This is a genomic window from Acetobacter malorum (assembly GCF_001580615.1).
GTDB lineage: Bacteria > Pseudomonadota > Alphaproteobacteria > Acetobacterales > Acetobacteraceae > Acetobacter > Acetobacter malorum.
In genome coordinates, this window is the sequence record NZ_LHZC01000031.1 from 23,642 (window position 1) to 48,678 (window position 25,037).

The window sequence follows — 25,037 nt, forward strand, 5'->3', positions numbered from 1 at the left end:
TGGCCGACCGGGTAACCTGTTCCGTGAGAGTTATGGATATAAACGCGTGACATTCCAGTGGTTTCCGTCGCGCGTCCATGTTGCGCGATCATGCAGGCGGTAGGGTCTTTCCTGCCAGAACTCAAAACAGGTTGGCTCTACCCGGTAGCCGGACCAGTTTTCCGGACGCGGAATGAGATCCTGCCCCTCGTAACGGGCTTCAACATCCTTCAGGCGTCGCTCAAAAATGGCGCGGTCCGCCAGCGGGCGGGACTGATCAGACGCAACAGCACCCATGCGGGAGATACGGCTCCGACTCGCAAAATAGGCATCCGATTCTTCCGTGGTGACCGGCGTCACTGTGCCTTCAATCCGGATCTGCCGGCGCAGGCTCTTCCAGTGAAACAGCAAGGCGACATGCGGATTTTCCGCCAGTTCATTCCCCTTGCGGCTGTCATGATTGGTGTAGAAAACAAACCCGCGCCGATCCATGCCCTTCAGCAGCACAATACGGGCTGACGGGTGGCCATTGGGCGTGCTGGTGGCAACGACCATGGCGTTCGGGTCTGAGGGTTCGGTTTTTTCAGCCTCGTGCATCCATTCGGAAAACAGAGTGAACGGATCGGCCGTAAGGTCAATCAGTGCTGGCGAGGAGGCCGGGGAGGGAGTGGAAGTCGATTCAGTCATACCCTGTTCTTTCAGCATCGAATAAAGCCGCTCTTCACGCTTTGTATCGAAAGGCAAGAATGGTTTGAAGCGTTACGCTAGCGCTTTGGTCTTGTTTAGCAGGCTGTGGTATGCGACCAACCGCTACAGTTTTTAGAGCACACTCAACAGACAGGTCGAGGTCACAGCATGTCTTCCAACAACACCACATTGCCCGCCCAGGGAACATTGATGCAGGGCAAAAAAGGTCTGGTAATGGGTGTTGCCAATGATCGTTCCATTGCCTGGGGTATTGCACAGGCCGTTGCGGCTCAGGGTGGTGAGATGGCGTTCACCTATCAGGGGGAAGCACTGGGCAAGCGCGTCAAGCCGCTGGCGGAAAGCATCGGGGCCTCTCTGGTTCTGCCGTGTGACGTAACGGATGAGGCTGCTCTGGATGAGCTGTTTGCCACGCTGGAGAAGACTTGGGGCAAGCTCGACTTTGTGGTGCATGCTATTGGCTGGGCCGATAAGCAGTTCCTGCGTGGGCGGTATGTCGATACCCCGCGTGAGGCGTTCCTGACGGCTATGGATATTTCCTGCTTCTCCTTTACCGCAGTCGCCCAGCGGGCCTCTGCTCTGATGAAGGATGGCGGTTCTCTGCTGACTCTCACCTATCTGGGCGCTGAGCGCGTAATGCCGCATTATAATGTGATGGGTGTTGCCAAGGCAGCTCTGGAAGCCTCCGTACGGTATATGGCAGCCGATCTGGGCCGTGATGGTATTCGCGTCAACGGCATTTCTGCTGGCCCCATCAAGACGCTGGCTGCCAGCGGCATTGGCGATTTCCGCTACATTCTGAAGTGGAACCAGTATAATGCGCCGCTGGAACGCAACGTGGCTCTGGAAGAAGTGGGCGGTGCAGGGCTTTATATGCTCTCTGACCTGTCTTCCGGCGTGACGGGTGAAATCCATCATGTGGATTGCGGCTATAACATTGTGGGCATGAAAAACCCCACGGCTCCGGATATCTCTGTAGCAGGCGACTGAGGTTTACTGTGTCCTACAACAGCTTTGGCCATCTTTTTCGCGTCACCACCTGGGGTGAAAGCCATGGACCGGCCATTGGCTGTGTAGTGGATGGTTGTCCGCCCCGCCTGCCTCTGACAGAGGCTGATATTCAGCCGTTTCTGGACCAGCGGCGACCCGGTCAGTCTGCCTTTACCACGCAGCGCAAGGAGCCGGATGCCGTGCGTATCCTCTCTGGTGTGTTTGAAGGGCAGACAACGGGCACCCCGATTTCCCTGCTGATTGAAAACACGGACCAGCGGTCCCGCGACTACGGCGATATTGCTCAGACTTATCGCCCCGGCCATGCGGATCTGACGTATGACCTGAAATACGGTATCCGCGACTATCGTGGCGGCGGCCGGTCTTCCGCGCGTGAGACAGCGTGCCGGGTGGCAGCAGGTGCTGTGGCGCGGCAGGTGCTAGGGCAGGGCGTGCGTATTCGCGGTGCTTTGGTGCAGCTTGGTCCGCACAAAATCGACCGGTCTCGCTGGGACTGGGATGAGGTGACCCGTAATCCGTTCTTCTGCCCGGACGCAGCCTGCGTGCCGGAATGGGAAGAGTATCTGGCAGGCATCCGCAAGGCGGGGCTTTCCATCGGTGCGGTGATTGAAGTTGTGGCCGAAGGTGTTCCGCCCGGTCTTGGTGCGCCGGTTTACGGCAAACTGGATTCCGATCTGGCTGCTGCTCTGATGAGCATCAATGCCGTCAAAGGCGTGGAAATTGGCGACGGGTTTGCATCTGCCGCCCTGACTGGGCTTGAGAATGCTGACCCCCTCTCCATGCAGGATGGCGAGATTACCTTCGGAGCAAACCATGCCGGTGGCATTCTGGGGGGTATTTCCAGCGGCCAGCCGATTGTGGCGCGGTTTGCGGTCAAGCCGACCAGTTCCATGCTGGCGCCGGTGCCATCTGTGACCCGTGACGGCCAGAATAAAGACGTCATTACCAAAGGGCGGCACGACCCGTGCGTTGGGATTCGTGCTGTGCCCGTAGGGGAAGCCATGATGGCCTGCGTGCTGGCAGACCATCTTTTGCGGCATCGCGGACAGGTTGGCTAAATCTTAGCCAATCAGTTTTGCGTCCAGCGTGATGTTGGCCTTGAACAGTTTGGAGACCGGGCAGCCGGTTTTGGCCTTATTGGCCAGTTCTTCAAACTGTTCCGGCGTCGCACCCGGCACTTCGGCTTCCAGCTTGAGGGCCACGGCATCAATCTCAAATCCATCAGCCGCCTTGTTCAGGCTCACTTCGGCTGTGGTGTCGATGGATTTTGCTGTCAGACCGGCCTCTCCCAGAATGAGGGAGAGCGCCATGGAAAAACAGGCAGCGTGCGCAGCACCCAGCAGCTCTTCCGGGTTAGTGCCCGGCTTGCCCTCAAAGCGCGTATTAAAACCGTAAGGCTGGTTTTCAAGGGCATGGCTTTCCGTGGAAATAGTGCCGCGCCCTTCTTTGATGGTGCCTTCCCAGTGGGCAAAGCCATGTTTTTTGATAGCCATGATATCATCCTTTTCTTCGTCGGGCGGAGAGTGCACAGAACGCGGCCTCAGCCGTTAAGTTCACGCAATGCTGCTCCGCTCTCGCAGAGATGAGAACCGTGCCGGACTGAAAATGTGGCATAGGATATGCGCATAACCACACGGGTTACCTCACGCCCGCTCTTGCACCGGAGCGGGAACCACGGCATGCGGGAAAGACCTTCTGCCCGTCTCCTGCTTCCGATGGGAAGAAATGGGCTGATAATGCGGAGACCATGATGAGTTCCACCACGACCGATTCTTCTTCATCCGTTGATGTCGCCCTGATTGGTGGGGGCGTGATGAGCGCCACCCTTGGGGTGTTTCTCCGGCAGTTACAGCCGGACTGGCGCATCAGCATTTTTGAGCGTCTGGATAGCGTGGCGGAAGAAAGTTCGGACGCGTGGAACAATGCGGGCACCGGCCATTCCGCTCTGTGTGAGCTGAATTATACGCCGCAGAAAGCCGATGGCAGCGTGGATATCAGCAAAGCTGTTGCGGTGAATGAGGCGTTCCAGATCTCGCGCCAGTTCTGGTCCCATCTGGTTGAAAAAGACATTATCGCCTCTCCGCGTGATTTTATTACGCCTGTGCCACATATGAGCTTTGTCTGGGGAGAGGCCAATGTTGCCTTTCTGCGTAAGCGCCATGAGGCCCTGAACGCACACCCGCTGTTCTCTGGCATGGAATATTCTGAAGATCCCGCTCAGATGGCGCAGTGGATGCCGCTTGTCATGCAGGCTCGGCCACCGGGCCAGCCTCTGGCCGTGACGCGGAGCCTGAACGGGACGGATGTGAACTACGGCGCGTTGACGCGCCTGCTGTTCAGTTACCTGACAGAAACAGCAGGCTGCACCCTGCATACCAAACATGATGTTCTGAATATCAAGCGCGGCCCGGATGGCCGGTGGCAGATTCTGGTGCAGGACCTGCGGCTCAACACCCAGCGCACAATCAATGCCCGCTTTGTGTTTATTGGGGCCGGGGGCGGTGCGCTGTCTCTGCTCCAGAAGACGGGCATCCCGGAAGCTAAAGGAGTGGGTGGGTTCCCGGTCAGCGGCCAGTTCCTGCGCTGCACCAACCCGGAGATTGTGGCGCAGCATCGGGCAAAGGTTTACGGCAAGGCCTCTGTTGGTGCGCCGCCTATGTCCGTGCCGCATCTGGACACCCGCATGATTGACGGCAAGCCCGCGCTGCTGTTTGGGCCGTATGCGGGCTTCTCAACCCGTTTCCTCAAGCACGGGTCTTTGATGGATCTGCCGCGTTCCATCCGGCCTGATAATATCAAGGCCATCCTGTCCGTCGCACGGGATAACTGGGCGCTGACCAAATATCTGATTGAGCAGGTCATGCAGTCCAATAGTGAGCGGATGAACGCTCTGCGTGACTTTGTGCCTACCGCACGCTCCAAGGACTGGGAACTGGTGGTGGCTGGCCAGCGCGTGCAGATTATCAAGAAAGACGCCCAGAAGGGCGGCGTTCTGCAGTTTGGTACGGAAGTCATTTCCAGCCAGGATGGCTCGATTGCCGCGCTACTTGGGGCCTCTCCCGGAGCCTCTACGGCCGCGCCGATTATGCTGACCGTGCTGAAAAAATGTTTTGCCGAGAAGCTGCCGGAATGGGATGCAAAACTGAAAGCCATGATCCCGTCTTATGGTCAGACGCTGGCCAATAACCCGGATCTGTGCGCCGAACTGCGGGATAAAACCACGAAGGTTCTGCAACTGGCTGACGACTGAGGTTTTTTCTTCCCGTGCTGCGCGCCACAAAACACTGGTGCGCAGCATGGGATATTAGAAACCTCCGATAAAAAATCGGGTGCAGAATTAAAAGGTGCTGCCGTCAGTCGGAAATCGACATGTCCGCACGGTGCCACCAGCAGGCCTCAGGGGATCGGACGGCCGGGATCATGTCGTCCGGGTTGCCGCTGAAGGTTACGGTATTGGTTGGCGTTTCCTGCAACGAGACTTCCGTGCAGCGGAGCATGTCGCCATCAGCCCGTAAAAAGGCGCTGAGTTTCGCCATCATCAGGCAAACCATCAGTTCCGTTGTCGGGTCACCTGGCGTGATGACAATACGCTGTGCGCGTGCCGGCTCGTTGGCCTGAAACCATGCCAGCAGCGGGTCATCTTCCGCCAGTTGTAATGCGTGATCCAGCTTTTCATCCACAAAGCGATGCCACGTGCTTTTTGCCCGCTGGAAAGAGACGGGCATATTGCCTTTTCCATCCAGCCGCGTGTGCGTGGTGGGGCTAAGGCGCACTGTGACAAATTCATTGTGTCCATGAGGCAAGGCACAGGATTCACTGGCTCCGTGGATCAGGCGGTGGCCCATGGAAAAGCGACGGGTAAAGACCAGATCAGGCATCGGTCTTCTCCGCCACATAGTCTTCCCACCCGGCGCGACGCAGGGCGCAGGCGGGGCATTCTCCACATCCATGCCCCCACGGGTGCATGGTGCCGCGGTCCCCCAGATAACAGGTGTGGCTTTCCTGATTAATCAGGGACACAAGCGGGGTTCCGCCCAGCTCTTTAGCCAGTTTCCAGGTTTCGGCTTTATCAATCCACATCAGTGGTGTGTGCAGCACGTAGCGTGAGTCCATGCCAAGATTCAGGGCGACCTGTACAGCCTTGATGGTGTCATCCCGGCAGTCGGGGTAGCCGGAATAATCCGTCTCACACACGCCGGTGACAATGTGGCGAATACCCCGGCGGGCAGCGAGGGCTGCGGCAAAGGTCAGGAAAATGATGTTGCGGCCCGGCACGAAGGTATTCGGGAGGCCATCTTTTTCCATGGCGATTTCCGCATTACGCGTCAGCGCCGTTTCAGAAATATCGCCGAGCGCCCCCAGAGCAAGGGTGTGGTCCATGCCCAGCCGGTCTTTCCAGAGGGGATTTTGCGCGCGCAAGCCGTCCCGCAGGGTTTCACGGCATTCCAGTTCCACAGCATGGCGCTGCCCGTAATCAAACCCCAGCGTTTCCACCCGCCCAAAGCGGGCGAGGGCCCATGCCAGACAGGTGGCGGAATCCTGGCCGCCGGAAAACAGGACCAGAGCAGCTTCTTCAGAGGCACGTGCGGGAGTAGACATGGGTCAGGGGATACCGGTCAGCTTGTGGGTCTGTAAAGAAAGGCCCCATTTGGGGTGGGCCAGACAATAACGGATGGCAGCCTGTATATTGTCGTTCTGGTTCGGCCCGTCCATGGGTTGCAGCCAGAAATGCTTGAAATCAAGATGCTCCACCTTGGCCGGATCAAGCCCCGGTTGCGGGTAAACCAGCTTGAGTTCTGTACCGCTTGTCTGTTCCAGTGCGGCGCCCTCTTTGGGGCTGATGCACAGCCAGTCGATACCCTCCGGCGCGTGCAGCGTGCCGTTGCTTTCCACCGCGATGGTGAAATTGCGGGCATGCATGGCGTCAATCAGAGCGGCATCCAGCTGAAGCAGCGGTTCACCACCGGTAAAAACCACCAGCCCCGGCACTGTCATGGCGCTACCAGACACAGGCCAGAAGCCGGCAATGATCTCGGCCAGCTTCTCGGCAGTTTCAAACTTGCCGCCGCCATCACCATCCGTGCCGACAAAATCGGTGTCACAGAACTGGCAGATAGCCTCGGCCCGGTCAGCTTCCCGACCAGACCACAGGTTGCATCCTGCAAAACGACAGAAGACAGCCGGTCGCCCAGCCTGTCCACCCTCACCCTGCAGGGTGAGGAACATTTCCTTGACCATATAAGACATGCGACAGCTCCTGACGCAGATCAGGCAAGGAATGCAAGAGACATTTTAGACAGAAATGCCAGTTGTATGCATGCCCAGCTTGTCCAGCAGCTTGCGATCCCGCGAAGCCTGCGGGTTTGGCGTGGTCAGCAGGCGTTCCCCATAGAAAATGGAATTGGCACCAGCAAGGAAGCACAGGGTCTGTGTTTCATCGCTCATATCCTCGCGGCCAGCGGCCAGACGAACCCGGCTTTTGGGCATGCTGATACGGGCTGCGGCAATCATGCGGACAAAATCCAGCGGATCGACTTCTTCAGACTCACCTAGCGGCGTGCCTTTTACGCGCACCAGCAGGTTGATCGGAACGCTTTCCGGGTGCGCGGGCAGGGAGGCGAGGGCGGCAATCAGCCCGGCGCGGTCGGTCTCATTTTCACCCATGCCGACAATGCCGCCACAGCAGACATTAATGCCCGCATCCCGCACGTTGGACAGGGTATCCAGGCGGTCCTGATAGGTGCGGGTGGTGATGATGTCGCCATAGTATTCCGGCGAGGTGTCGAGATTGTGGTTGTAGTAATCCAGCCCGGCTTCACGCAGCTTGCCAGCCTGTCCGGCATCCAGCATGCCCAGTGTCACGCAGGTTTCCAGACCAAGGTCTTTGACGCCTTCAATCATGGCGCAGACGGTTTCCAGATCGTGGTCCTTGGGGGAGCGCCATGCGGCACCCATGCAGAAGCGGCTGGCCCCGGCGTCCTTCGCCTTGCGGGCTTCCGTCAGCACGGCATCGACGGCCATCAGACGCTCGGCCTTCACGCTTTTTTCATGCAGCGCGCTCTGCGGGCAGTAGGCACAATCTTCCGGACAGCCACCGGTTTTGATGGAAAGCAGCGTGGAAATCTGCATTTCCGTGGGGTCGAAATGCGCCCGGTGCGTGGCCTGAGCACGGAACATCAGCTCCGGAAACGGAAGGTCCAACAGGGCCTGAATTTCCGGCACCGTCCAGTCATGACGGATTTCCGGCAAAGAGGCTGAGGAAGAACGCGTTACAGGAGAAGAACCGTCAGGCATGCGCAAAGAACCAGATTTTAAGTGGAAAGTAGGACTGAATATATCCGGTTTACCCCGGCAAGACCAGCCTGCAGAACGACGGGGGTGGCCCGGATTGAGATTTCATTTCGGGCCATAGGAAAAAGGAATATCCCGCTAGAGGGCTGCATGCAGGCTTTTAATGTCAGCCGCCAGCGCATCGACCTGCGTGAGATCCGCATCCCACGCAAACATGAAGCGCGCGCCACCGCCAATAAAGGTGTAAAAGCGCCAGCCTTTCTCTCGCAGGCCCTCCAGCAGTTCTGGGGGAGCTTTTAAAAAGACGGCATTGGCTTCTGCGGGGAACATCAACTCCAGCCCGTCCAGCGGGACAATCTGTTTGGCCAGATGCGCAGCCGCTTCATTGGCGCTTAGAGCATTGCGCAGCCATGCCCCGCTTTCCAGAACGCCAACCCACGGGGCAGCCAGAAAGCGCATTTTGGATGCGAGTTGCCCAGCCTGTTTGCAACGGTAATCGAACCCATCCGCCAGATCGCGGTCAAAAAACAGAATGGCTTCGCCAACGGCCATGCCGTTTTTTGTGCCGCCAAAACACAGCACATCCACGCCGGATTGCCATGTCATTTCCGCCGGGGAGCAGCCAAGGGCAGCGCAGGCATTGGCAAAGCGGGCACCGTCCATATGCAAACGCAGACCCAGATCACGGCACACAGCGGAAATCGCCTGAATTTCAGCCAGCGTATAAACCTGCCCGGTTTCGGTCGGTTGAGTGATGGTGACGGCGCGGGGCTTGGGGAAATGGATGTCCGTGCGGCCTGTCGCCAACGTGCGGATGGCATCAGGCGTCAGCTTGCCACCCTGGGTGGGGGCCGGCAGCAGTTTAGAGCCGTTGGAAAAAAACTCCGGTGCGCCGCATTCGTCAGTTTCCACATGGGCCAGCGCGGAGCAGATCACACTGTTATAGGACTGACACAGGGAGGCCAGCGCCAGCGCATTGGCCGCTGTGCCGTTGAAGGCAAAAAAGACATCACAGTCTTTTTCAAACAGAGTGCGGAAGGCATCGGCTGCGCGGGTGGTCCAGATATCCTCGCCATAGGCAGGCACGTAGCCCTGATTGGCGTCCTGCATGGCGGCAAGAGCTTCCGGGCAGATTCCGGCATAGTTATCGCTGGCAAACTGTTGGGTAATCTGTGTCATGTTTGATCTCTTCAAAACGGTACGAGATCAAAAGACAAAGCGACGACGCGCGTGGCATGGGTCCGTTATTGCCGGTCTTCTGGCCACATCCCTTCACTGCAAGGCAGGGAAGGCACCACCTTGCACGGACGCAGGTTGGTGTCAGGCGTCGGCCTGACTCTTGATGCTTCTGACCCTAGTCATAAATAATCGATAAAAAAACACAACAATTTGTTGGCGCGGCACGGGGAAGGAGCGATGCGTGCGCTCCCTCCCACAAAGGCTGGCTTATTTGGTGGTGTAGCCGCCATTGACCAGAATGGTCTGGCCCGTCATCCACCAGCCTTCCGAGACCAGAAAACGGACGAACGGTGCAATATCTTCAATGTCCGTCAGGCCGGTTTTGCTGAAGGCGGACAGGGCGGCGGCGGTTTTATGATACGCCACGGCATCAGGCGCTTCCTGACCGTAAAAGAACGGCGTGTCCATCGGCCCCGGACCAATGGCGTTGACTGAAATGCCGCGTGCGCCAAATTCCTTGGAGGCTGCCCGCGTGAAATGTTCAACCGGGGCTTTGGCACCTGCATAGGTGGAATAGAACGGGGTGTAAGCGCCCAGCAGGGACGTGACGAGGGTCAGCAGTTTGCCATTGTCATTCAGGTGCAGTCCGGCTTCCTTGATGAAGAAATAGGCCGCCTTGGAATTGATGGCGAACATCTCATCAAACTCAGCTTCCGACGTCTCTGCAATCGGCTTTTTCAGCACTTTGCCGACGGTGTTGATGGCAATATCGGGTTTACCGATGGCGGCAATGGTGTCCGCAAACAGTTTGCTGTTGGCGGCTGCGGTTGTCAGGTCTGCCTGCAAGACAACGGCCTGCACACCGGCGGCTTTCAGGTCTGCCAGAGTGTTTTCAGCCTCAGGGCGACTGGCGTCACTATTATAGTGGATGGCAATGGCTTTGACGCCATGCGCAGCCAGATCACGGGCAATCAGGCCGCCAAGGTTCTTGGCGCCGCCCGTAATCAGAGCGGTTTTTCCTTTGAGACTATGGTCTGCCATATCCGGTTGTCCTTTCGTTGAAAGACACCGCAGGATGCGGACTTTCATGAGGGAAACAGTATCATCTCGTTTTTCTTAATAAATAGGTGTCTTTAGACAACACTTGTCGTATAATCCGAACAATAGGGCGTGCTACCCGAGGATGCTGTGGACCGGATTGATCTTTTTCGTATTTTCCTGCGGGTTGTGGAGTCTGGCAGTTTCTCAAGGGCTGCGGATACCCTCAACATGCCGCGGTCCTCCGTTTCCACCGCTATTCAGGCGCTGGAAAGCCGGGTAGGGGCACGCTTACTGTCCCGCACAACACGCACGGTTTCCACCACGGCAGATGGTCGGGCTTTTTATGATGTCTGCCTTCGGCTGGTGGCGGACGTGGAGGAGGCAGAAGGCCTGTTCCGGCGGGACAAAGCTGCGCCGCGTGGCGTTTTACGCGTGGATATGCCGGGACGGATCGGGCGGTTGATTGTAGCGCCAGCCTTACCGGATTTTCTGGAACGCTACCCCGAGATTGATGTTGAACTGGGGGTAACGGACAGACCCGTCAATCTGGTGGAAGACGGGATTGATTGCGTGCTGCGCATCGGGCCTCTGCAGGATTCCGGGCTGATTGCCCGGAAGGTCGGCGAACTGGCGTTGATTAACGTTGCAAGCCCAGCCTATCTGGCTCGTTACGGCACGCCCGCTACACCGCAGGATCTGCCGCATCATCTCGCAGTCGGCTATGCGTCCGCCTTCAGCGGGCGGGTGGAGGAATGGGAGTGGCAGGAAGGCGGCGAGTTACGCACCTGCACCATGGCGGGGCGCGTGACGGTCAACAGCGCGGAAGCCCTGATAGCCTGCTGTCTAGCTGGGCTGGGGATGATTCAGGTACCTGCCTATGATGTTCAGCAGCAGTTGAGGGCGGGGGAGCTGGTGGAGGTTCTGCCTGAGTGGCGGGCCGAGCCGATGCCCATGACGTTACTCTATCAGCACCGTCGACATTTTTCTCATCGTTTGCAGGTGTTTGCGGACTGGCTGTGCGCGCTGCTGGAACCCTGCCTGCATGAAGCGGGTGAGAGGCGATCTGCGTGAAAAATGCGGAAATGGTCAGCGGATGACTGTGCGGGGCGTGACAAATTCTGACCCATACGAGAAAGTGTCTTTCAGATAATTAAAACAGGACCTGTTGCTATGACCTTTACGTTTTCTCGCCTGACCCGAGCCGCACTGGCGGTCTGTGCCGCAGGGATGCTGGCAGGGTGTGAGCACCATACAGAAGACCAGAGCCGGAACAGCGTTCGGCCGCTCCGTATCCCCAATCCGGCGGCACTTTACTGTACCAAAAAAGGCGGTACGCTGAGCATGCAGCAGGACGCGACCAAAGGGCAGGTGGGCTATTGCCATCTGCCAGACGGTACAGTGATGGACGAATGGGAATTGTTCCGCCGGGATAATCCCAGCCCGACGAAATAACCGCGTATTTCAGGGACCGTCCGCCAGGAATGATTGGTCTGCCAACGCAGGTCTGGTTGTCTGGCGGCGGTAGCTGATGCTGTGATTTGTTGAGAAATTACGGGCAGGGCACGTATCAAAGGCTTTGCCTGAACGGAACTGTGGTTTCAGGGCGTTTCTGGTGATCAGTCCAGTGCAACGGCCTTAGAATGAGATCCGGCAGTGTTTCTCAGAAAAGGCGCATGAGGAAGCGTGGTTTTGCGAGCCGGTGTGGTTCATGAGTTGAGGCGCGACGGATATTCATGTGAGCTGCCTTGCAGGGTGTGCCGTTGGCGTCATGGTGAGCCAAGCCAAGCCAAGCCAAGCCAAGCCAAGCCAGCAATGCCTATGGTGGGTCGATCCGATGGATCATCGGAGGCGATCTGGGCTGAGATATCAGAGCTTCGGTGTTTTGGGTTACAACGAGCGGTACAGGAGATCGAAACCAGAGAGAGATATGTGCTGGTTGAGGGGAATGGATCTGGCGGGATTAATGGCGTCTGACCCACTGGGACATAAATCGCATAAGATATATTATGCCAACTAAATGATATCTGAGAGTGGATGCGGCTGTTGGGTGTGTCTGATCTGGTTGCCGTCAGACACTGCGCTCTCTGGATCTGCTGGTTCGGCCAATGGCCTGACCAGCGGTTGCAGCGCGAAAGTTTCAAAACAGCCTAGTGCTTTGATTTGGAATAATTTTCCGAGGCAGAGCCGCTTCGGATGCGCGTAAGGCGCGTCTAGAGCGGCGCAGAGTGCTCTGAAGCGTTTCACGCGATGAATAGTCTCGGTGGCGCTGTTGCGCTCTCTGGGCCGCTTTGGCGGGACTCTCCTGCTCTCTATCGTCCGAGCGCCTCTTTCTCTCAAAATAGCACCTTTTGCGCACTCAAGGTCTGGCTAGGTCTATTATTGGATCCGCCAGTTTTTCAGTCACTTATGCGGATCGGATTATTTCAAAAATGACAAATAATTTGCTCGCAAAAGACAGAGCACTCATTTTAGGTTAGAAAATATCATCTGTGCGTGTGGAATACCTTGCCTGCAAAATACGAAATTCTTTCGTGGAGAATGGGCTTGAAGCGGTGTGGATTTACGTGCAATATCCTGTAAACACTATTTCACGTAGTTTTTATTGGAATTCCCGAATGTCTGTTGCCCGGTCAGTTCTGACAGTCTTGCGCTCCCAGGCTCAGGATCCTGCCAGACTTCTCAGCACAGCATCTGCCCAGCTTGGTAAAAAGGTGGGCGTGATGTCCTCCTTTGGTGCGGAATCAGCCCTTTTGCTGGCTTTTGTGGCGGAAGCTGATCCGGATATGCCTGTCCTGTTTCTGGAAACGGGCAAGCATTTCCCGGAAACGCTGGCCTATCGGGCGGAGCTTGCGCGATTCCTTGGCCTGAAAAACGTGATTGATGTTCGGCCCGCACAGGCTGAGGTGCAGGAACGTGACCCGACCGGAGAACTCTGGGCGTTTGATCCGGATGCCTGCTGCCGCCTGCGGAAAGTTGAGCCGCTGGATCTGGCAACCCTGCCCTATGAGGTTCTCGTAACCGGGCGTAAGCGCTCTCAGGCTTCCACCCGTGCTGCTCTGCCGGTTGTGGAAGAAAAGGAGGATGGCGCAATCCGCCTGAACCCGCTGGCGCTCTGGGAGGCTGAAGACATCACGCGGGAAATGGCCCGCCGTGGTCTGCCTCCTCATCCACTGGTGGCGGAAGGCTACCTCTCCATTGGTTGTGCGCCGTGCACGCGCCCTGTTGGCCAGACGGCAGACCCACGCGCGGGGCGCTGGGCCGGACTGGCCAAAACAGAGTGCGGCATTCACACGGCTTCCTGAACGTTCAGGACACCTTATCTCTCTTCTCAAAACAGGTTTGACCAGACAAATGGACCATCTTGATCAGCTCGAGGCACAGAGTGTCTTCATCCTTCGGGAAGCCTATCGCAAGCTTAAGCCTCTCGCCATGTTGTGGTCTTTGGGTAAAGATTCCAACGTCATGGTCTGGCTGGCCAAAAAGGCTTTTCTGGGTCGCGTGCCCTTCCCCGTTATGCATGTAGACACCGGTAAGAAATTCCCGGAAATGTACAAATTCCGGGATGAATACGCCAAAAAGTGGGATCTGGACCTGCTGCTGGGCACCTGTCCGCCGGTTGAAGAGATGGACCCGTCCCTGCCGCCAGCCGCCCGCTCTGCTGCGCGCAAGACGGCAGGTCTGGCCGCGATGATTGAAAAGCACAAACTGCAGGGCGTGATTGCCGGCATCCGTCGTGATGAGCAGGGCACGCGCGCCAAGGAGCGCGTTTTTAGTCCGCGCGGCGCCAGCCACAAGTGGGATATCCGCAACCAGCCGCCGGAATTCTGGGACCAGTATGCCACCCCGCATGAAGAAGGCATGCACATCCGCGTGCATCCTCTGCTGTCATGGCGGGAGATTGATATCTGGCGCTACATCGAGCGCGAAGGCATCCCGCTGGTGGATCTGTATTTTGCCAAAAACGGCAAGCGGTATCGTTCTCTGGGTGATCAGGACATTACCAACCCTGTTGAAAGCAATGCCAGCACGCTGGCTGAGGTTATTGCTGAACTGGAAACCACCCGTACGTCCGAACGGTCTGGCCGGGCCATGGATCATGAATCCGAAGATGCCTTCGAGCGGCTGCGCGTCGCCGGTTATCTTTGAGCCTTAGCGGACTGGAATAGAATTATGACGAACACGCTTTCCCCCTCTGTGGCTCAGTCTCAGGAGCCCGCGACGCCGATCGTTATCGTCGGTCACGTTGACCACGGTAAATCAACCCTGATCGGCCGCCTGCTGCATGACACGGATAATCTGCAGGACGGCAAGGTCGCCCAGATTATTGCCTCATCCAAAAAGCGCGGGCTGAAGGTTGAGTGGAGCTTCCTGCTCGACTCCCTGCAGATCGAGCGCGATCAGGGTGTAACGGTTGATTCCACCCGCATCCCCTTCCTGCTGAATAAGCGGGAGTTTGTGATCGTGGATGCGCCGGGCCATCGCCAGTTCCTGCGCAACATGATTACCGGCGCTGCGGATGCGGAAGCCGCTGTACTGGTGGTGGATGCGGCTGAAGGTGCGCGCGAACAGACCCGTCGCCATGCCATGCTGCTGCACCTTATCGGCATCCGGCACGTGATTGTTCTGCTGAACAAGGTCGATCTGCTGGACTTCGATCAGGCGAAGATTGAAGCTGCTGAAAAATCCGTCTCCGAACTTCTCACAAAGCTGGATCTGGAAGCCGCTCTCTTTATCCCGGCCTCTGCGCGTGATGGCGACAATATTGCCAGCCGCTCCGACCGGATGCCCTGGTATAGTGGCCCGACCCTGACGGAAGCTCTGGCACAGGTCCCCTCGCCTGCGTCCCGCGCTGAACTGCCGCTGCGCCTGCCGGTGCAGGATGTCTACCGCTTTGACGACAAACGCTATGTGGCAGGCCGCATTGAGCGTGGCCGGGTGCGCGTTGGCGATACGGTGATTATCGGCACGCAGAAAACCCCTGCGAAGATTTCTTCCATCGCAAGCTGGCACACGGCACCGCAGATTTCTGCTGCTGCGGGTCAGTCCGTTGCGGTCACGCTGGAGCCGGATGTGATCCCGGACCGGGGTGACCTGCTGCACAAATCAGAAACTCCGCCGGTTGCGGCTTCCCGTATCCGCACGCGCCTGTTCTGGCTGCGTCAGGAACCGTTGCGTGTGGGAGAAAGCTTCCATCTGCGTCTGGCGACGGCGGAACATGCCGTAACGGTGACGTCTATTGATTCCGTCGTGAATCTGGATGACCTGCAGAAATATGCTGGTGAGGAAGTCCCGGCAGAAGGCTTTGCAGAAATCACGCTTTCTGCGTCAGAAACCATTCTGTTTGACCCCTTCGTGCCGGGCACGGCAGATGGGCGCGGCGTTCTGGTGGACCGTCAGCAGCGTATTGTCGGTGGTGCACCGCTTCTGGGCCCAGCCGCTATCGCTGATGGTGAAAAAGTTATTCACCCCACAGGAAGCACCGTCACGACGCAGGACCGCACACGGGCCAAAGGTCATCGTGGTGGCGTGTTCTGGCTGACGGGCCTTTCCGGCTCAGGCAAAAGCACTCTGGCACGCGCAACGGAAGCAGCCCTTTTTGCTGATGGTGTGGACGTTACTGTTCTGGACGGCGACACTCTGCGTGCTGGCCTGTGCAAGGATCTGGGCTTCTCTGAAGCAGACCGGACTGAAAATGTCCGCCGTGCTGCGGAAGTTGCGCGTATTCTGCGTGATGCTGGTCAGGTTGTGCTGGTCGCACTCATCTCCCCCCTGCTCTCTGACCGCGCTCTGGCTCGTCAGATCCTTGGGGAAGAGTTTGCAGAAATCTTTGTGGATGCGGACCTTGCAACCTGCGAGCAGCGTGACCCCAAAGGTCTGTATGCTGCGGCACGGTCTGGCAAGATCAGCGGCTTTACAGGCATTGATGCGCCTTATGAAGCACCGGTCAGCCCTGCCCTGCATCTGAAAACCAGCGCAGGAAGTGTTGAGTCCGAAACGAAAACACTTGCATCCTTCATCAAAGACACCGTCAGATTGTCAGGTGCATTGAAAGCCCGCTCTTAATCAGGGCGAAGCACGGGTCAGAATAGAGTGTTGCTGCCCGCAACCTGTGTTCTGGCTCGTGCTCTTTCAGGGCTGTGCCTGAGGATGGCGGCAGGAGAAGGATGAAGATGAGTTCCGGTCAGGCTTTTAACGCGGCATGAAGCAGGCTGTTTTGTCCTTTTTGCGGGGTGGCGGGTCCGCCCTGCCCGGTTATCGGCTGGCGCTTGGGGTAACCCTTCTCTGGACGGGCTTTTTTATCGTCCTGCCCTTGTGCGCGTTGATCATCCGGCCCTGGCAGGATGGTGTGGGCGCTATGGTTGCGGCAACGCATGACACGCGCATGTTTGCTGCGCTGTGGACCAGCTTTTCCAGCGCTTTTCTGGCTGCAGTGCTGAATGTGCCCCTTGGCTTGCTGCTGGCGTGGGCGCTTGTGCGCGGGGATCTGCCGGGCCGCAAGATTGCGGATGCGCTGATTGACCTGCCGCTTGCTCTACCGACTGCGGTATCAGGCATTACACTCGCCACGCTTTACGGCCCGCAGGGGTGGCTTGGTGCCCCCCTCGCAAAACTTGGTCTGGTGCTGGCCTATAGCCGGACCGGCATTGTGCTGGCTTTGATGTTTGTCGGCCTCCCCTTTGTGGTGCGCACGGTTGAGCCTGTGCTGAAAAACCTGCCGCGCGATATGGAAGAAGCCGCCGTTCTACTGGGTGCCAGGCCCTGGCAGGTGGTGACACGCGTCGTCATTGCTCCTCTGCTTCCAGCTTTGGTGACGGGCTTTGGGCTGGCCTTTGCGCGCGGCGTTGGCGAATACGGCTCTGTGATCTTCATCGCAGGCAACCAGCCCTTTAAGAGTGAAATTGCCCCGTTGCTGATTGTCGTCCGGCTTCAGGAATTTGATTATGCGGGGGCTACAGCCATTGCGCTGATCCTGCTGCTGACTTCTCTGCTCGCGCTGGTTCTGGTCAGTCTGGTGCGCAGGCGGTTGTCCGTGTGGGGTGAACAGAGATGAGGAAATATTCTCTCTGGGTCCTGACATGGGTGCTGATTGTGCTGGTGTTGCTTATGCCACCTGCCGTGGTGGTGGCAGAGGCGCTGAAAACCGGGCTGGCACCCGCTCTGGCTTCCTTGTCTGATCCGGATGGTCTGGCGGCTATCTGGCTGACGCTGGAGGTTACAGCCGTCTCCGTGTTGGCCAATACCATCTTCGGCGTTCTGGCAGCTTGGGTGCTAACAAAATATCGCTTCCCCGGCCGGTCTGCTCTGCTGGTGCTGGTGGAGCTACCGCTTAGTATTTCCCCCGTTGTATCCGGCCTTGTCTGGCTTTTGCTGTTCGGTGTTCAGGGCTGGTGGGGGCCAGCGCTGGAACAGGCAGGCATTCATATTGCCTTTGCCGTGCCCGGTATCATGCTGGCCACCATCTTTGTCACGCTGCCCTATGTAGTGCGCACCCTTGTGCCGCTGATGGAACAACAGGGGCGCGATGCGGAAGAGGCCGCCATGCTGGCCGGAGCCGGGTTCTGGAATATTCTCTGGCGGGTTACGCTGCCCGGTGCGCGGGTTGCGCTGTTTTCCGGCATTTTGCTCACCACGGCGCGGGCTATGGGTGAGTTTGGTGCGGTTTCCGTGGTGTCTGGTCATATTCCGGGCATGACCGAGACCATGCCGCTGCATATTGAAAGTCTTTATAATGGATACCAGACCGTTGCAGCCTTCAGCATGGCTGCGCTGCTGGCTGGCATGGCAATGATGGCCGTCTTGCTCCGCTCCGCGCCGGAGTGGCTGGCCCGCTGGAGGGAGAAGCAGGCATGAGTGTGCAGGTTGAGCATCTGGTGCGTTACGCACCGGGCAGCACGCGGCGTCTGCTGAATGATGTCTCGCTGAATGTGCCAACCGGGGCGTTTGTGGCGCTGGTGGGGCCATCTGGTGCCGGAAAAACAACTCTGCTCCGGGCTATTGCCGGGCTGGATACGTTTGAACAAGGCACCTTGCTGCTGGACGGGCAGACGATGGGGACCATGCGGGACCGTGCCCGCAAGATTGGCTTTGTCTTTCAGAATTACGCCCTGTTCCCGCATATGACGGTGGCAAAAAACATTTCTTTCGGGCTGGATGTGCTGCCCCGTTCAGAACGCCCTTCCCGCTCCGCTATTGCAGCGCGTGTGCAGGAACTGCTGGACCTGATGCAGATCCCGGACGCAGGCGCGTCTTACCCGGCGCGGCTTTCCGGTGGGCAGCGGCAGCGTGTGGCGCTGGCCCGTGCACTGGCAACGGGTCCTAAACTTCTGCTGCTGGATGAACCCTTCGGCGCGCTCGATCCGATTGTGCGACGTTCGATCCGCACATGGCTGAAAGCCCTGCATGAACGTCTGGGGCTGACGACCATTCTGGTCACGCATGATCAGGATGAAGCTGTGGAAATAGCGGATCGCATTGTGGTGATGCAGCACGGCCAGATTGTGCAGGATGCGACACCGGAAGAGCTGAACCGTAACCCGCAAACGGCGTTTGTTATGGAGTTTCTGGGGGAAGCACCATCTTTTAACGGCATCGTCCAAGATGGTCTGATGGTGCCGGATGAAGCCGGTCTTCTTCCTTTTGCCGTCGATGCGTCTGTCCCTCCCGGTCCGGTCACGGCCATGCTGCGGCCTTATGAAATTCAGGTCTGCGGCCCTGATGAGCGCTCGGCGCAAGAGCCGGTTATTCCCCTTGTTGCGGAGGGAGCGCGGAACGGTTATCGGCATTACAGGGCACAGCTGGCTGAGCGTTCTGTTCCGTTCAGTATCCCCGATTTCACGGAAAATACTGTGGAGATTCAGGCCTCTGGGCTGCTTGATATCAGCCGGGCCAGACTGTTTCGGGATGGAGAACGTTGCGGATAAACGGAGCTCGCTGAGCGCGACGTTATTTTATCACGCAATCTCGTGCTTCATGTATGATCACTCAAAATGGCGCGTGGTATATTGATAATATATCACGCATGATGTAATTTCTTTTCCCAAGGATCGTTCCGGAAAGGGATATGCTGTGGATCGCAGAAACAGTCGCCGGGATGCTGAAGGTACCAGCGTCATCACCGCCAATCGTCTTCTGGATGGACGCATCGTCTGGCTGGCTGCCGATGGCCAGTGGGCGACGCTGATTGAGGACGCAAAGCTCTACCCCAACAGCGCGGTTGAGGAGGCTCTGAAAGCCTGTAATGCCCGTGCGCAGGAAGAGGCTCTTGTCGGGATTTATGGCGTTCAGGTCACCCAGACGGCCTCTGGACCGCTGCCTGTCACCAGCCGGGAGCGCATCCGCGCGGCTGGCCCCAGTGTGCATCCTGATTTCACGCCAGACTGGCATGCGCCCCACCCTGCTCCGTACGCCTGAACAGACGATCAAGATTGGCTTTTTCCATGTCTCATTCTCCATCTGCCGCACTGCCCGTCGGGCATTATGCTTATGATGACGTTGACCGCACGTTCCTGAAGCAGCGCGTTGCTCAGTTTAAAGATCAGGTTGAACGTCGTCTGTCCGGTGCCTTGACGGAAGAGGAATTCAAGCCGCTTCGCCTGATGAACGGCCTGTATCTCCAGCTGCATGCCTATATGCTGCGGGTAGCCATTCCCTATGGTGTGCTTGATGCGAAGCAGATGCGCGTGCTCGCGCATATTGCTCGCACGTACGACCGCGATTACGGACATTTCACCACCCGGCAGAATATTCAGTTCAACTGGATCCGGCTGGAAGACACGCCGGAAATCCTGAATGTGCTGGCCGATACGGACATGCACGCTATTCAGACCAGTGGGAACTGCATCCGGAACGTGACGGCAGATCAGTTTGCCGGCGCTGCAGCGGATGAAGTGCTGGACCCACGCGTCTATGCGGAAATTCTGCGGCAGTGGTCCACGCTGCACCCAGAATTTACGTTCCTGCCCCGTAAATTCAAAATCGCCATTTCTGGTAGCCAGCAGGACCGTGTGGCGGCGCGATTCCACGATATTGGCCTGATTGCCCGTGAGGGCGAAAATGGTCGTCCGGTGTTTGAAGTCTTTGTGGGTGGCGGCCTGGGCCGTACCCCGATTATTGGTGTCAGACTGCGGGATGACCTGCCGGAAGAAGATCTGATTGCGTATCTGGAAGCAGTTCTGCGCGTCTATAACGCGCATGGCCGGCGCGACAATATCTATAAGGCGCGTATCAAAATTCTGGTTCAGGCGCTCGGGACGGAAGAATTCCTGAATCAGGTGAACGCGGAATTTGCCGCCATGGACCGCGCACGCTACCGCCTGCCGGAAGCGACCGTTGAGGCAATTCGCGCGCGGTTTGGTGCACCGGATTTTGCCCCCGTAGGCAATGCAGCGGAAAAACTGGCCGCCCAGCGTAAGGCAGATCGGGCATTTGATGCGTGGGTCCATACCAACACCCACCCGCACAAGCAGCCGGGCTATTGCTCGGTTACCGTGTCCTGCAAACCGGCTGGCGGTATTCCGGGGGATGTGACCTCGGCGCAGATGGACCTTCTGGCTGATCTGGCAGAACGTTACAGCTTTGGGGAACTCCGCATTACCCACCTGCAAAACGTGGTGCTGGGCCATTTGCGGCAGGATGCGCTTTATGATGTCTGGCAGGCACTGGAGAAAAACGGGCTTGGGGAAGCCAATGTCGGCTTCATCACCGATATCGTCGCCTGCCCCGGTCTGGATTACTGCGCGCTCGCCAATGCTCGCTCTATCCCCATCGCCCAGAAGCTAAGCTCCCGTTTTGCCAATGCTGATCTCCAGCGGGAAATCGGGCCGCTGCGGCTGAATATTTCCGGCTGCATCAATGCCTGCGGGCATCATCATGCCGGGCATATTGGCATTCTGGGTGTCGATAAACGGGGTGAGGAAGCCTTCCAGATTACGCTGGGCGGTTCCGCTGGAGACGGCGATGCTTCCATCGGACAAATTCTCGGTTCTGCCATGTCGGAAGATGAAACGGTTGATGCAATCGCCCGGATCATTGATACGTATCTTTCCAGACGAACGGCGGGTGAGCGGTTTATTGAAACGTGCCGCCGTTTAGGCACAGCACCATTCAAGGACGCCGCATATGCCACTGCTTGAGAACGGCCAGATTATTCAGGACACATGGCAGATTGCCGTTGAGGGAGACTCTCTTCCGACTGGCAATGTGCTGGTGCCACTGGCCCGCCTTTCTGAAGGACTGGGCCGGAATACCGATGCGCGGCTTGGCGTGGTGCTGACTTCTGCTGACGAAGTTGAAACGCTGCGGGATGCCCTGCCCCGGCTGGATGTTGTGTCGCTGACTTTCCCTATATTTCGGGATGGTCGCCCGTTCACGCAGGCCCGGGCATTGCGTGAACATCTGCACTTCAAAGGTGAAATTCGGGCTGGCGGCCATGTTCTGCCGGACCAGTATGAGTTTCTTCTCCGGTGTGGGGTCACGGCAATAGATTTACCCGAAGGCTCTGATCCCGCTGTCTGGCAGCGGGCGCATGAGGCCTTCACGGTGGCCTATCAGCCGTCCATTCTGAATGAACAGGCAGAAGGATTTGCCTTGCGGCGGAGGCTGACCTAGCGCCGGAGATCTGGCACTGTGGCACGTCTTCCGCACTCCGCCGGATCTTTCGTTAGAAAAATTCTTGTCAGCACAATCCGGGGCTATCTGGGCTTAACCCTGCGCACCACGCGCTGGACGTTTAGTATCGACCCGGAGGCCCGCGATGTTCTCACCTGTCAGGATGGCCGCACGGCAGTTGTGGCTTTCTGGCATGAGGTTCTGCCGCTCACCCCAGCCTTGTGGTGGTGGGCGGAACCGCAAAATCCCGCCATGCGCCTGCATGTGCTCATCAGCCGTAATCGGGATGGCCGGCTGATTGCCGATATTGTTGGAAAATGGCGGATCTGGTCCATTGCCGGGTCTTCCGACACACGGGGTAAAAACAAAGGTGGCGCTGCGGCTCTGCGCCGTATGCGGGCCAGATTACGGCATGGTGGTATTGTTGCCATTACGCCCGATGGCCCACGCGGCCCACGCAGGCAGGCCCAGCAAGGGGCTACGGCTTTGGCAGCCCTTGTCAGAAAGCCGATTGTGCCTGTTGGCGCGACATGCCGGGGCATCCGCCTGAATTCCTGGGATAAAATGATTTTGCCGCTGCCTTTCGGGCGCGGTCATTTTGTGTGTGGCGCGCCGCTTATCCTCCCGCGGGAAAAAGAAGCACAGGCCGAGCATAGCGCGGACCGGCTGCTGGCTGAGGCGATCACCAAGGTCACGCTGGAAGCTGAGCGGCCATGGGTGGATCGCCCCGGGCGGCAGAAGGAAAAAGTCTGGCTTGCGCCGCTCTCGCTTCAGCCTTCACGGGTCTGGAGCTGGGTTGCGACCGGTCTTGCGCCTGCCCTGCCTTTTTTGCTGCGCTGGCGGCAGACGCGCGGGAAGGAACTGCCGGACCGGGTGCGGGAGAAGATGGGCTTTGCCTCGCAGGGGCGCCCGGCAGGCTCACTGGTCTGGTTCCATGCGGCCAGTGTGGGTGAACTGGTGTCCATTCTGCCGCTGGTGCAGCTCTGTCTGGAGAAAAAACCGGCTCTGACGGTGCTGGTCACCACCGGAACCGTCACGGCAGCGCGCTTGTTGCAGCAACGTCTGACGCATCCCCGGCTTATCCATCAGTTTGTGCCGCTGGATGTACCGCGCTGGGGGCAGCGTTTTCTGGCGCACTGGCGGCCACAGGCCGTGGTTTTCACGGAAAGTGAACTCTGGCCAAATCTGATCGGTTTGTGCCACCGGCAGAATGTGCCCGTGGCCCTCGTCAATGGGCGGATGTCGGAACGCTCTTTCAAAAACTGGGGTAAACTGCGCCCTGTTGCCAGGCGGATGCTGGAGCGGTTTGCATGGATTGCAGCGCGCTCCGAAGAGGATGCGGAGCACTTCCGACAGCTGGGAGCCCGGTCCCTGACGAAAGCAGGCGACCTCAAAACAGCCGCTCCACCGTTGCCGGTTGATGAGACTGAGTTGCTGGCAGTCCAGCATCAGCTCACCGGACGACCTGTGTTCCTCGCCGCCTCCACGCATGAGGGAGAAGAGGACGCGCTTCGGCAGACGGTCCAAACCTTGCGGGCACGTTTTCCGTCCCTTCTCACCATTATCGTACCGCGCCATCCAGAACGCGGTGCGACCGTTAGCGCTCTTTTCTGCGGAGCGCCCCGAAGGGCTTTGGGGCAGGTTCCTGCGCCGACCGATGCCGTATGGGTGTGCGATACGCTGGGCGAACTGGGACTGTTTTATCGGCTGGCTGGCATTGTTTTTATCGGCAACAGTCTGACAGAGGTGCGGACGGGTGGCGGCGGCCATAATCCGTTTGAACCCGCTCGTCTGGACTGTGCGCTGGCAACCGGCCCACGTGTTCAGAATTTTCAGGAGGCCTTCGCTGTTCTGGGCCAGAGTGTCACGACCGTTCACACTGCGGCAGAACTGGCTGACTGGGCAACCAGCATGCTGAACGATCCTGAGTGCCGGCAAGCCTGTGCGGCACAGGCGCAGGCCGTGGCGACCGCCAATATGGCTCTGCCAGAGCAATTGACGGATAAAATTCTGGCGCTTCTGTCATCATGATCCGCCCTCCCCGTTTCTGGTCAGACCCGCAGGCCAGAGTGTTCCCGTGGCTGCTTTCTCCTATCTCAGCGTTAGTGGCGGCCTGTGCGGTGAAGAGGCAGAAGAAAGCAGGCTGGAAAGCTCCCGTACCGGTCTTGTGTTGTGGCAATCTCACCACGGGTGGCACAGGTAAAACAACCGTGGTGCTGGACCTCGTGACCCGGCTGAAAAAACGGTCGATTGCCGTGCATGCACTCACGCGCGGTTATGGCGGCCGTATCAAAGCGACCACACAGGTGAACCTTGCTCGCCATTCGGCGCGTGATGTAGGGGATGAGGCCCTGCTGCTGGCCCAGCAGTGCCCCACATGGGTTGGGGGAGACCGGGCCGCATCCGCTCGCGCAGCCGTAGCGGCAGGTGCTACGTGTCTGATTATGGATGATGGCTTTCAAAATCCTGGCCTGCACAAGGATGTGTCTCTTCTGGTGGTGGATGGTGTGGTTGGGCTTGGCAACGGTCATGTTCTGCCTGCCGGACCACTGCGCGAACCCCCGGCGGATGCGCTTGCGCGGGCCTCTGCCGTTTTGCTGATTGGGGCAGATGAAACGGATTTTCTGACGCAATACGAGGGAGTGCTGCCGGATGTTTTGCGGGCTAATCTGCAAACAGGATTGGAAGCGCAAGGGCTCAAAGGGAAGCGGTGTATTGCTTTTGCCGGACTGGGCCGTCCCTCCAAGTTTTTTGATGGGCTTCGGCAAACCGGGGTGAACCCGGTGCAGTGTCTCGCTTTTCCAGATCATTATTTTTATAAAGATCGGGATATGACCCATCTTGCGACACTGGCCCGGCAAGCGGACGCACAGCTTGTGACGACCCCCAAAGATACAGTCCGGTTTCCTCTCGCTTTCAGAAAGCAGCTTCGGACCGTTGGTGTGGGGCTTGTCTGGCAGAATGATGCTGAGCCCGAGGCCTTACTGGACCAGCTTTTAAACCAGAGGTCCGCATGAGCGACGTGCGCATAACGCGCCTGATGCGTCTGGAAGCCCGGGTTGCTCAGGCGTTGCTGAGCCTGTTTTTACGGATGGGGCCTGTACGGGCATCCAATTTCGCGGGAGGGTTTTGTCGGTTCATTGGGCCACTTTTGCCGGTTTCCAAAATAGCAGCCAAAAATCTGCAACTGGCTATGCCGGAGCTGAGCGCCCCGGAGCGCACCC

The 25,037-nt window shown here is 58.1% G+C and carries 24 protein-coding genes, 1 pseudogene and 1 riboswitch; of the genes and pseudogenes, 17 read left to right on the forward strand and 8 right to left on the reverse strand.

Features of this window, described 5'->3' with window-relative positions; genetic code table 11:
• Window positions 1–30 precede the first annotated feature (30 nt).
• Window positions 31–666, reverse strand: coding sequence for a pyridoxamine 5'-phosphate oxidase (gene pdxH, locus AD930_RS01590; RefSeq protein WP_061504875.1), 636 nt, complete (start codon window positions 664–666; stop codon window positions 31–33).
• Between the two features lie 168 nt (window positions 667–834).
• On the opposite strand from pdxH, the gene fabI reads away from it, so the two are divergent.
• Together fabI and aroC are read left to right on the forward strand one after the other, a co-directional pair.
• Window positions 835–1,674: an enoyl-ACP reductase FabI gene (gene fabI, locus AD930_RS01595; protein ID WP_043552559.1), complete on the forward strand. Its 840-nt coding sequence runs from the start codon at window positions 835–837 to the stop codon at window positions 1,672–1,674.
• Window positions 1,675–1,682: 8 nt separating this feature from the next.
• Complete coding sequence (aroC, locus tag AD930_RS01600) at window positions 1,683–2,753, forward strand: chorismate synthase (RefSeq protein ID WP_061503177.1); 1,071 nt, start codon at window positions 1,683–1,685, stop codon at window positions 2,751–2,753.
• Between the two features lie 3 nt (window positions 2,754–2,756).
• Here aroC and AD930_RS01605 read toward each other — a convergent pair whose 3' ends face one another.
• On the reverse strand, window positions 2,757–3,188 hold the full coding sequence (locus tag AD930_RS01605) for an OsmC family protein (RefSeq protein WP_061503175.1): 432 nt from the start codon (window positions 3,186–3,188) through the stop codon (window positions 2,757–2,759).
• Window positions 3,189–3,445: 257 nt separating this feature from the next.
• Here AD930_RS01605 and AD930_RS01610 point away from each other — a divergent pair, with 257 nt between their 5' ends.
• Entirely contained in the window at window positions 3,446–4,945 is a 1,500-nt protein-coding gene (locus AD930_RS01610) for a malate:quinone oxidoreductase (protein ID WP_061504876.1), read from the forward strand.
• A 103-nt stretch (window positions 4,946–5,048) separates the two neighbouring features.
• Here the strand turns inward: AD930_RS01610 and AD930_RS01615 are convergent, their stop codons facing one another.
• The 6 genes from AD930_RS01615 to AD930_RS01640 all read right to left on the reverse strand — a co-directional run bounded on the left by AD930_RS01615 (window position 5,049) and on the right by AD930_RS01640 (window position 10,206).
• Window positions 5,049–5,573: a 6-pyruvoyl trahydropterin synthase family protein gene (locus AD930_RS01615; RefSeq protein ID WP_061504859.1), complete on the reverse strand. Its 525-nt coding sequence runs from the start codon at window positions 5,571–5,573 to the stop codon at window positions 5,049–5,051.
• Entirely contained in the window at window positions 5,566–6,294 is a 729-nt protein-coding gene (gene queC, locus AD930_RS01620) for a 7-cyano-7-deazaguanine synthase QueC (protein WP_061504860.1), read from the reverse strand. The genes AD930_RS01615 and queC overlap by 8 nt, the downstream gene beginning before the upstream one ends.
• Before the next feature lie 3 nt (window positions 6,295–6,297).
• The gene (gene queE / locus AD930_RS01625) at window positions 6,298–6,942 is read right to left on the reverse strand and encodes a 7-carboxy-7-deazaguanine synthase (RefSeq protein WP_061504861.1); all 645 of its coding nucleotides are present in this window, start codon (window positions 6,940–6,942) and stop codon (window positions 6,298–6,300) included.
• 45 nt (window positions 6,943–6,987) lie between these two features.
• Window positions 6,988–7,989, reverse strand: a complete 1,002-nt coding sequence (bioB, locus tag AD930_RS01630) for a biotin synthase BioB (protein ID WP_043552567.1) — start codon at window positions 7,987–7,989, stop codon at window positions 6,988–6,990.
• A gap of 135 nt (window positions 7,990–8,124) precedes the next feature.
• Window positions 8,125–9,165 carry a threonine aldolase family protein gene (locus AD930_RS01635; protein WP_061504862.1) on the reverse strand — a complete coding sequence of 347 codons (1,041 nt, stop codon included), beginning with the start codon at window positions 9,163–9,165 and terminating at the stop codon, window positions 8,125–8,127.
• A gap of 55 nt (window positions 9,166–9,220) precedes the next feature.
• A riboswitch (SAM-I-IV-variant riboswitch) is annotated at window positions 9,221–9,337 on the reverse strand.
• 95 nt (window positions 9,338–9,432) lie between these two features.
• Window positions 9,433–10,206: an SDR family oxidoreductase gene (locus AD930_RS01640; protein WP_061504863.1), complete on the reverse strand. Its 774-nt coding sequence runs from the start codon at window positions 10,204–10,206 to the stop codon at window positions 9,433–9,435.
• Window positions 10,207–10,353: 147 nt separating this feature from the next.
• Here AD930_RS01640 and AD930_RS01645 point away from each other — a divergent pair, with 147 nt between their 5' ends.
• The 14 genes and pseudogenes from AD930_RS01645 to AD930_RS01710 all read left to right on the forward strand — a co-directional run.
• On the forward strand, window positions 10,354–11,277 hold the full coding sequence (locus AD930_RS01645; protein ID WP_061504877.1) for a LysR family transcriptional regulator: 924 nt from the start codon (window positions 10,354–10,356) through the stop codon (window positions 11,275–11,277).
• Window positions 11,278–11,376: 99 nt separating this feature from the next.
• Window positions 11,377–11,658, forward strand: a complete 282-nt coding sequence (locus tag AD930_RS01650; protein ID WP_043552575.1) for a putative hemolysin — start codon at window positions 11,377–11,379, stop codon at window positions 11,656–11,658.
• A 1,163-nt stretch (window positions 11,659–12,821) separates the two neighbouring features.
• Window positions 12,822–13,508, forward strand: coding sequence for a phosphoadenylyl-sulfate reductase (locus AD930_RS01655; protein WP_061491035.1), 687 nt, complete (start codon window positions 12,822–12,824; stop codon window positions 13,506–13,508).
• A 49-nt stretch (window positions 13,509–13,557) separates the two neighbouring features.
• On the forward strand, window positions 13,558–14,352 hold the full coding sequence (cysD, locus tag AD930_RS01660) for a sulfate adenylyltransferase subunit CysD (RefSeq protein ID WP_061491034.1): 795 nt from the start codon (window positions 13,558–13,560) through the stop codon (window positions 14,350–14,352).
• A gap of 24 nt (window positions 14,353–14,376) precedes the next feature.
• Window positions 14,377–16,269, forward strand: coding sequence for an adenylyl-sulfate kinase (gene cysC, locus AD930_RS01665; RefSeq protein WP_061504864.1), 1,893 nt, complete (start codon window positions 14,377–14,379; stop codon window positions 16,267–16,269).
• A gap of 136 nt (window positions 16,270–16,405) precedes the next feature.
• A complete protein-coding gene (gene cysT, locus AD930_RS01670) occupies window positions 16,406–17,257 on the forward strand; it encodes a sulfate ABC transporter permease subunit CysT (protein ID WP_061504865.1) in 852 nt (283 codons plus the stop codon).
• Window positions 17,254–18,057 (forward strand): sulfate ABC transporter permease, encoded by an 804-nt coding sequence (locus AD930_RS01675; protein ID WP_061504866.1) that lies wholly within the window; start codon window positions 17,254–17,256, stop codon window positions 18,055–18,057. The genes cysT and AD930_RS01675 overlap by 4 nt, the downstream gene beginning before the upstream one ends.
• Entirely contained in the window at window positions 18,054–19,127 is a 1,074-nt protein-coding gene (locus AD930_RS01680; RefSeq protein WP_061504867.1) for a sulfate/molybdate ABC transporter ATP-binding protein, read from the forward strand. The genes AD930_RS01675 and AD930_RS01680 overlap by 4 nt, the downstream gene beginning before the upstream one ends.
• A 145-nt stretch (window positions 19,128–19,272) precedes the next feature.
• Window positions 19,273–19,617, forward strand: coding sequence for a DUF2849 domain-containing protein (locus AD930_RS01685; protein ID WP_061504868.1), 345 nt, complete (start codon window positions 19,273–19,275; stop codon window positions 19,615–19,617).
• Window positions 19,618–19,643: 26 nt separating this feature from the next.
• Window positions 19,644–21,338, forward strand: coding sequence for a nitrite/sulfite reductase (locus AD930_RS01690; RefSeq protein ID WP_061504869.1), 1,695 nt, complete (start codon window positions 19,644–19,646; stop codon window positions 21,336–21,338).
• Window positions 21,325–21,813, forward strand: a complete 489-nt coding sequence (locus AD930_RS01695; RefSeq protein ID WP_061504870.1) for a DUF934 domain-containing protein — start codon at window positions 21,325–21,327, stop codon at window positions 21,811–21,813. Before AD930_RS01690 ends, AD930_RS01695 begins: the two co-directional genes overlap by 14 nt.
• 18 nt (window positions 21,814–21,831) lie before the next feature.
• Complete coding sequence (locus AD930_RS01700) at window positions 21,832–23,844, forward strand: glycosyltransferase N-terminal domain-containing protein (RefSeq protein ID WP_061504871.1); 2,013 nt, start codon at window positions 21,832–21,834, stop codon at window positions 23,842–23,844.
• The gene (lpxK, locus tag AD930_RS01705) at window positions 23,844–24,830 is read left to right on the forward strand and encodes a tetraacyldisaccharide 4'-kinase (RefSeq protein WP_373320513.1); all 987 of its coding nucleotides are present in this window, start codon (window positions 23,844–23,846) and stop codon (window positions 24,828–24,830) included. Before AD930_RS01700 ends, lpxK begins: the two co-directional genes overlap by 1 nt.
• Window positions 24,827–25,037, forward strand: a pseudogene (locus AD930_RS01710) (lauroyl acyltransferase); the annotation flags it as partial. The gene lpxK and the pseudogene AD930_RS01710, both read left to right, overlap by 4 nt.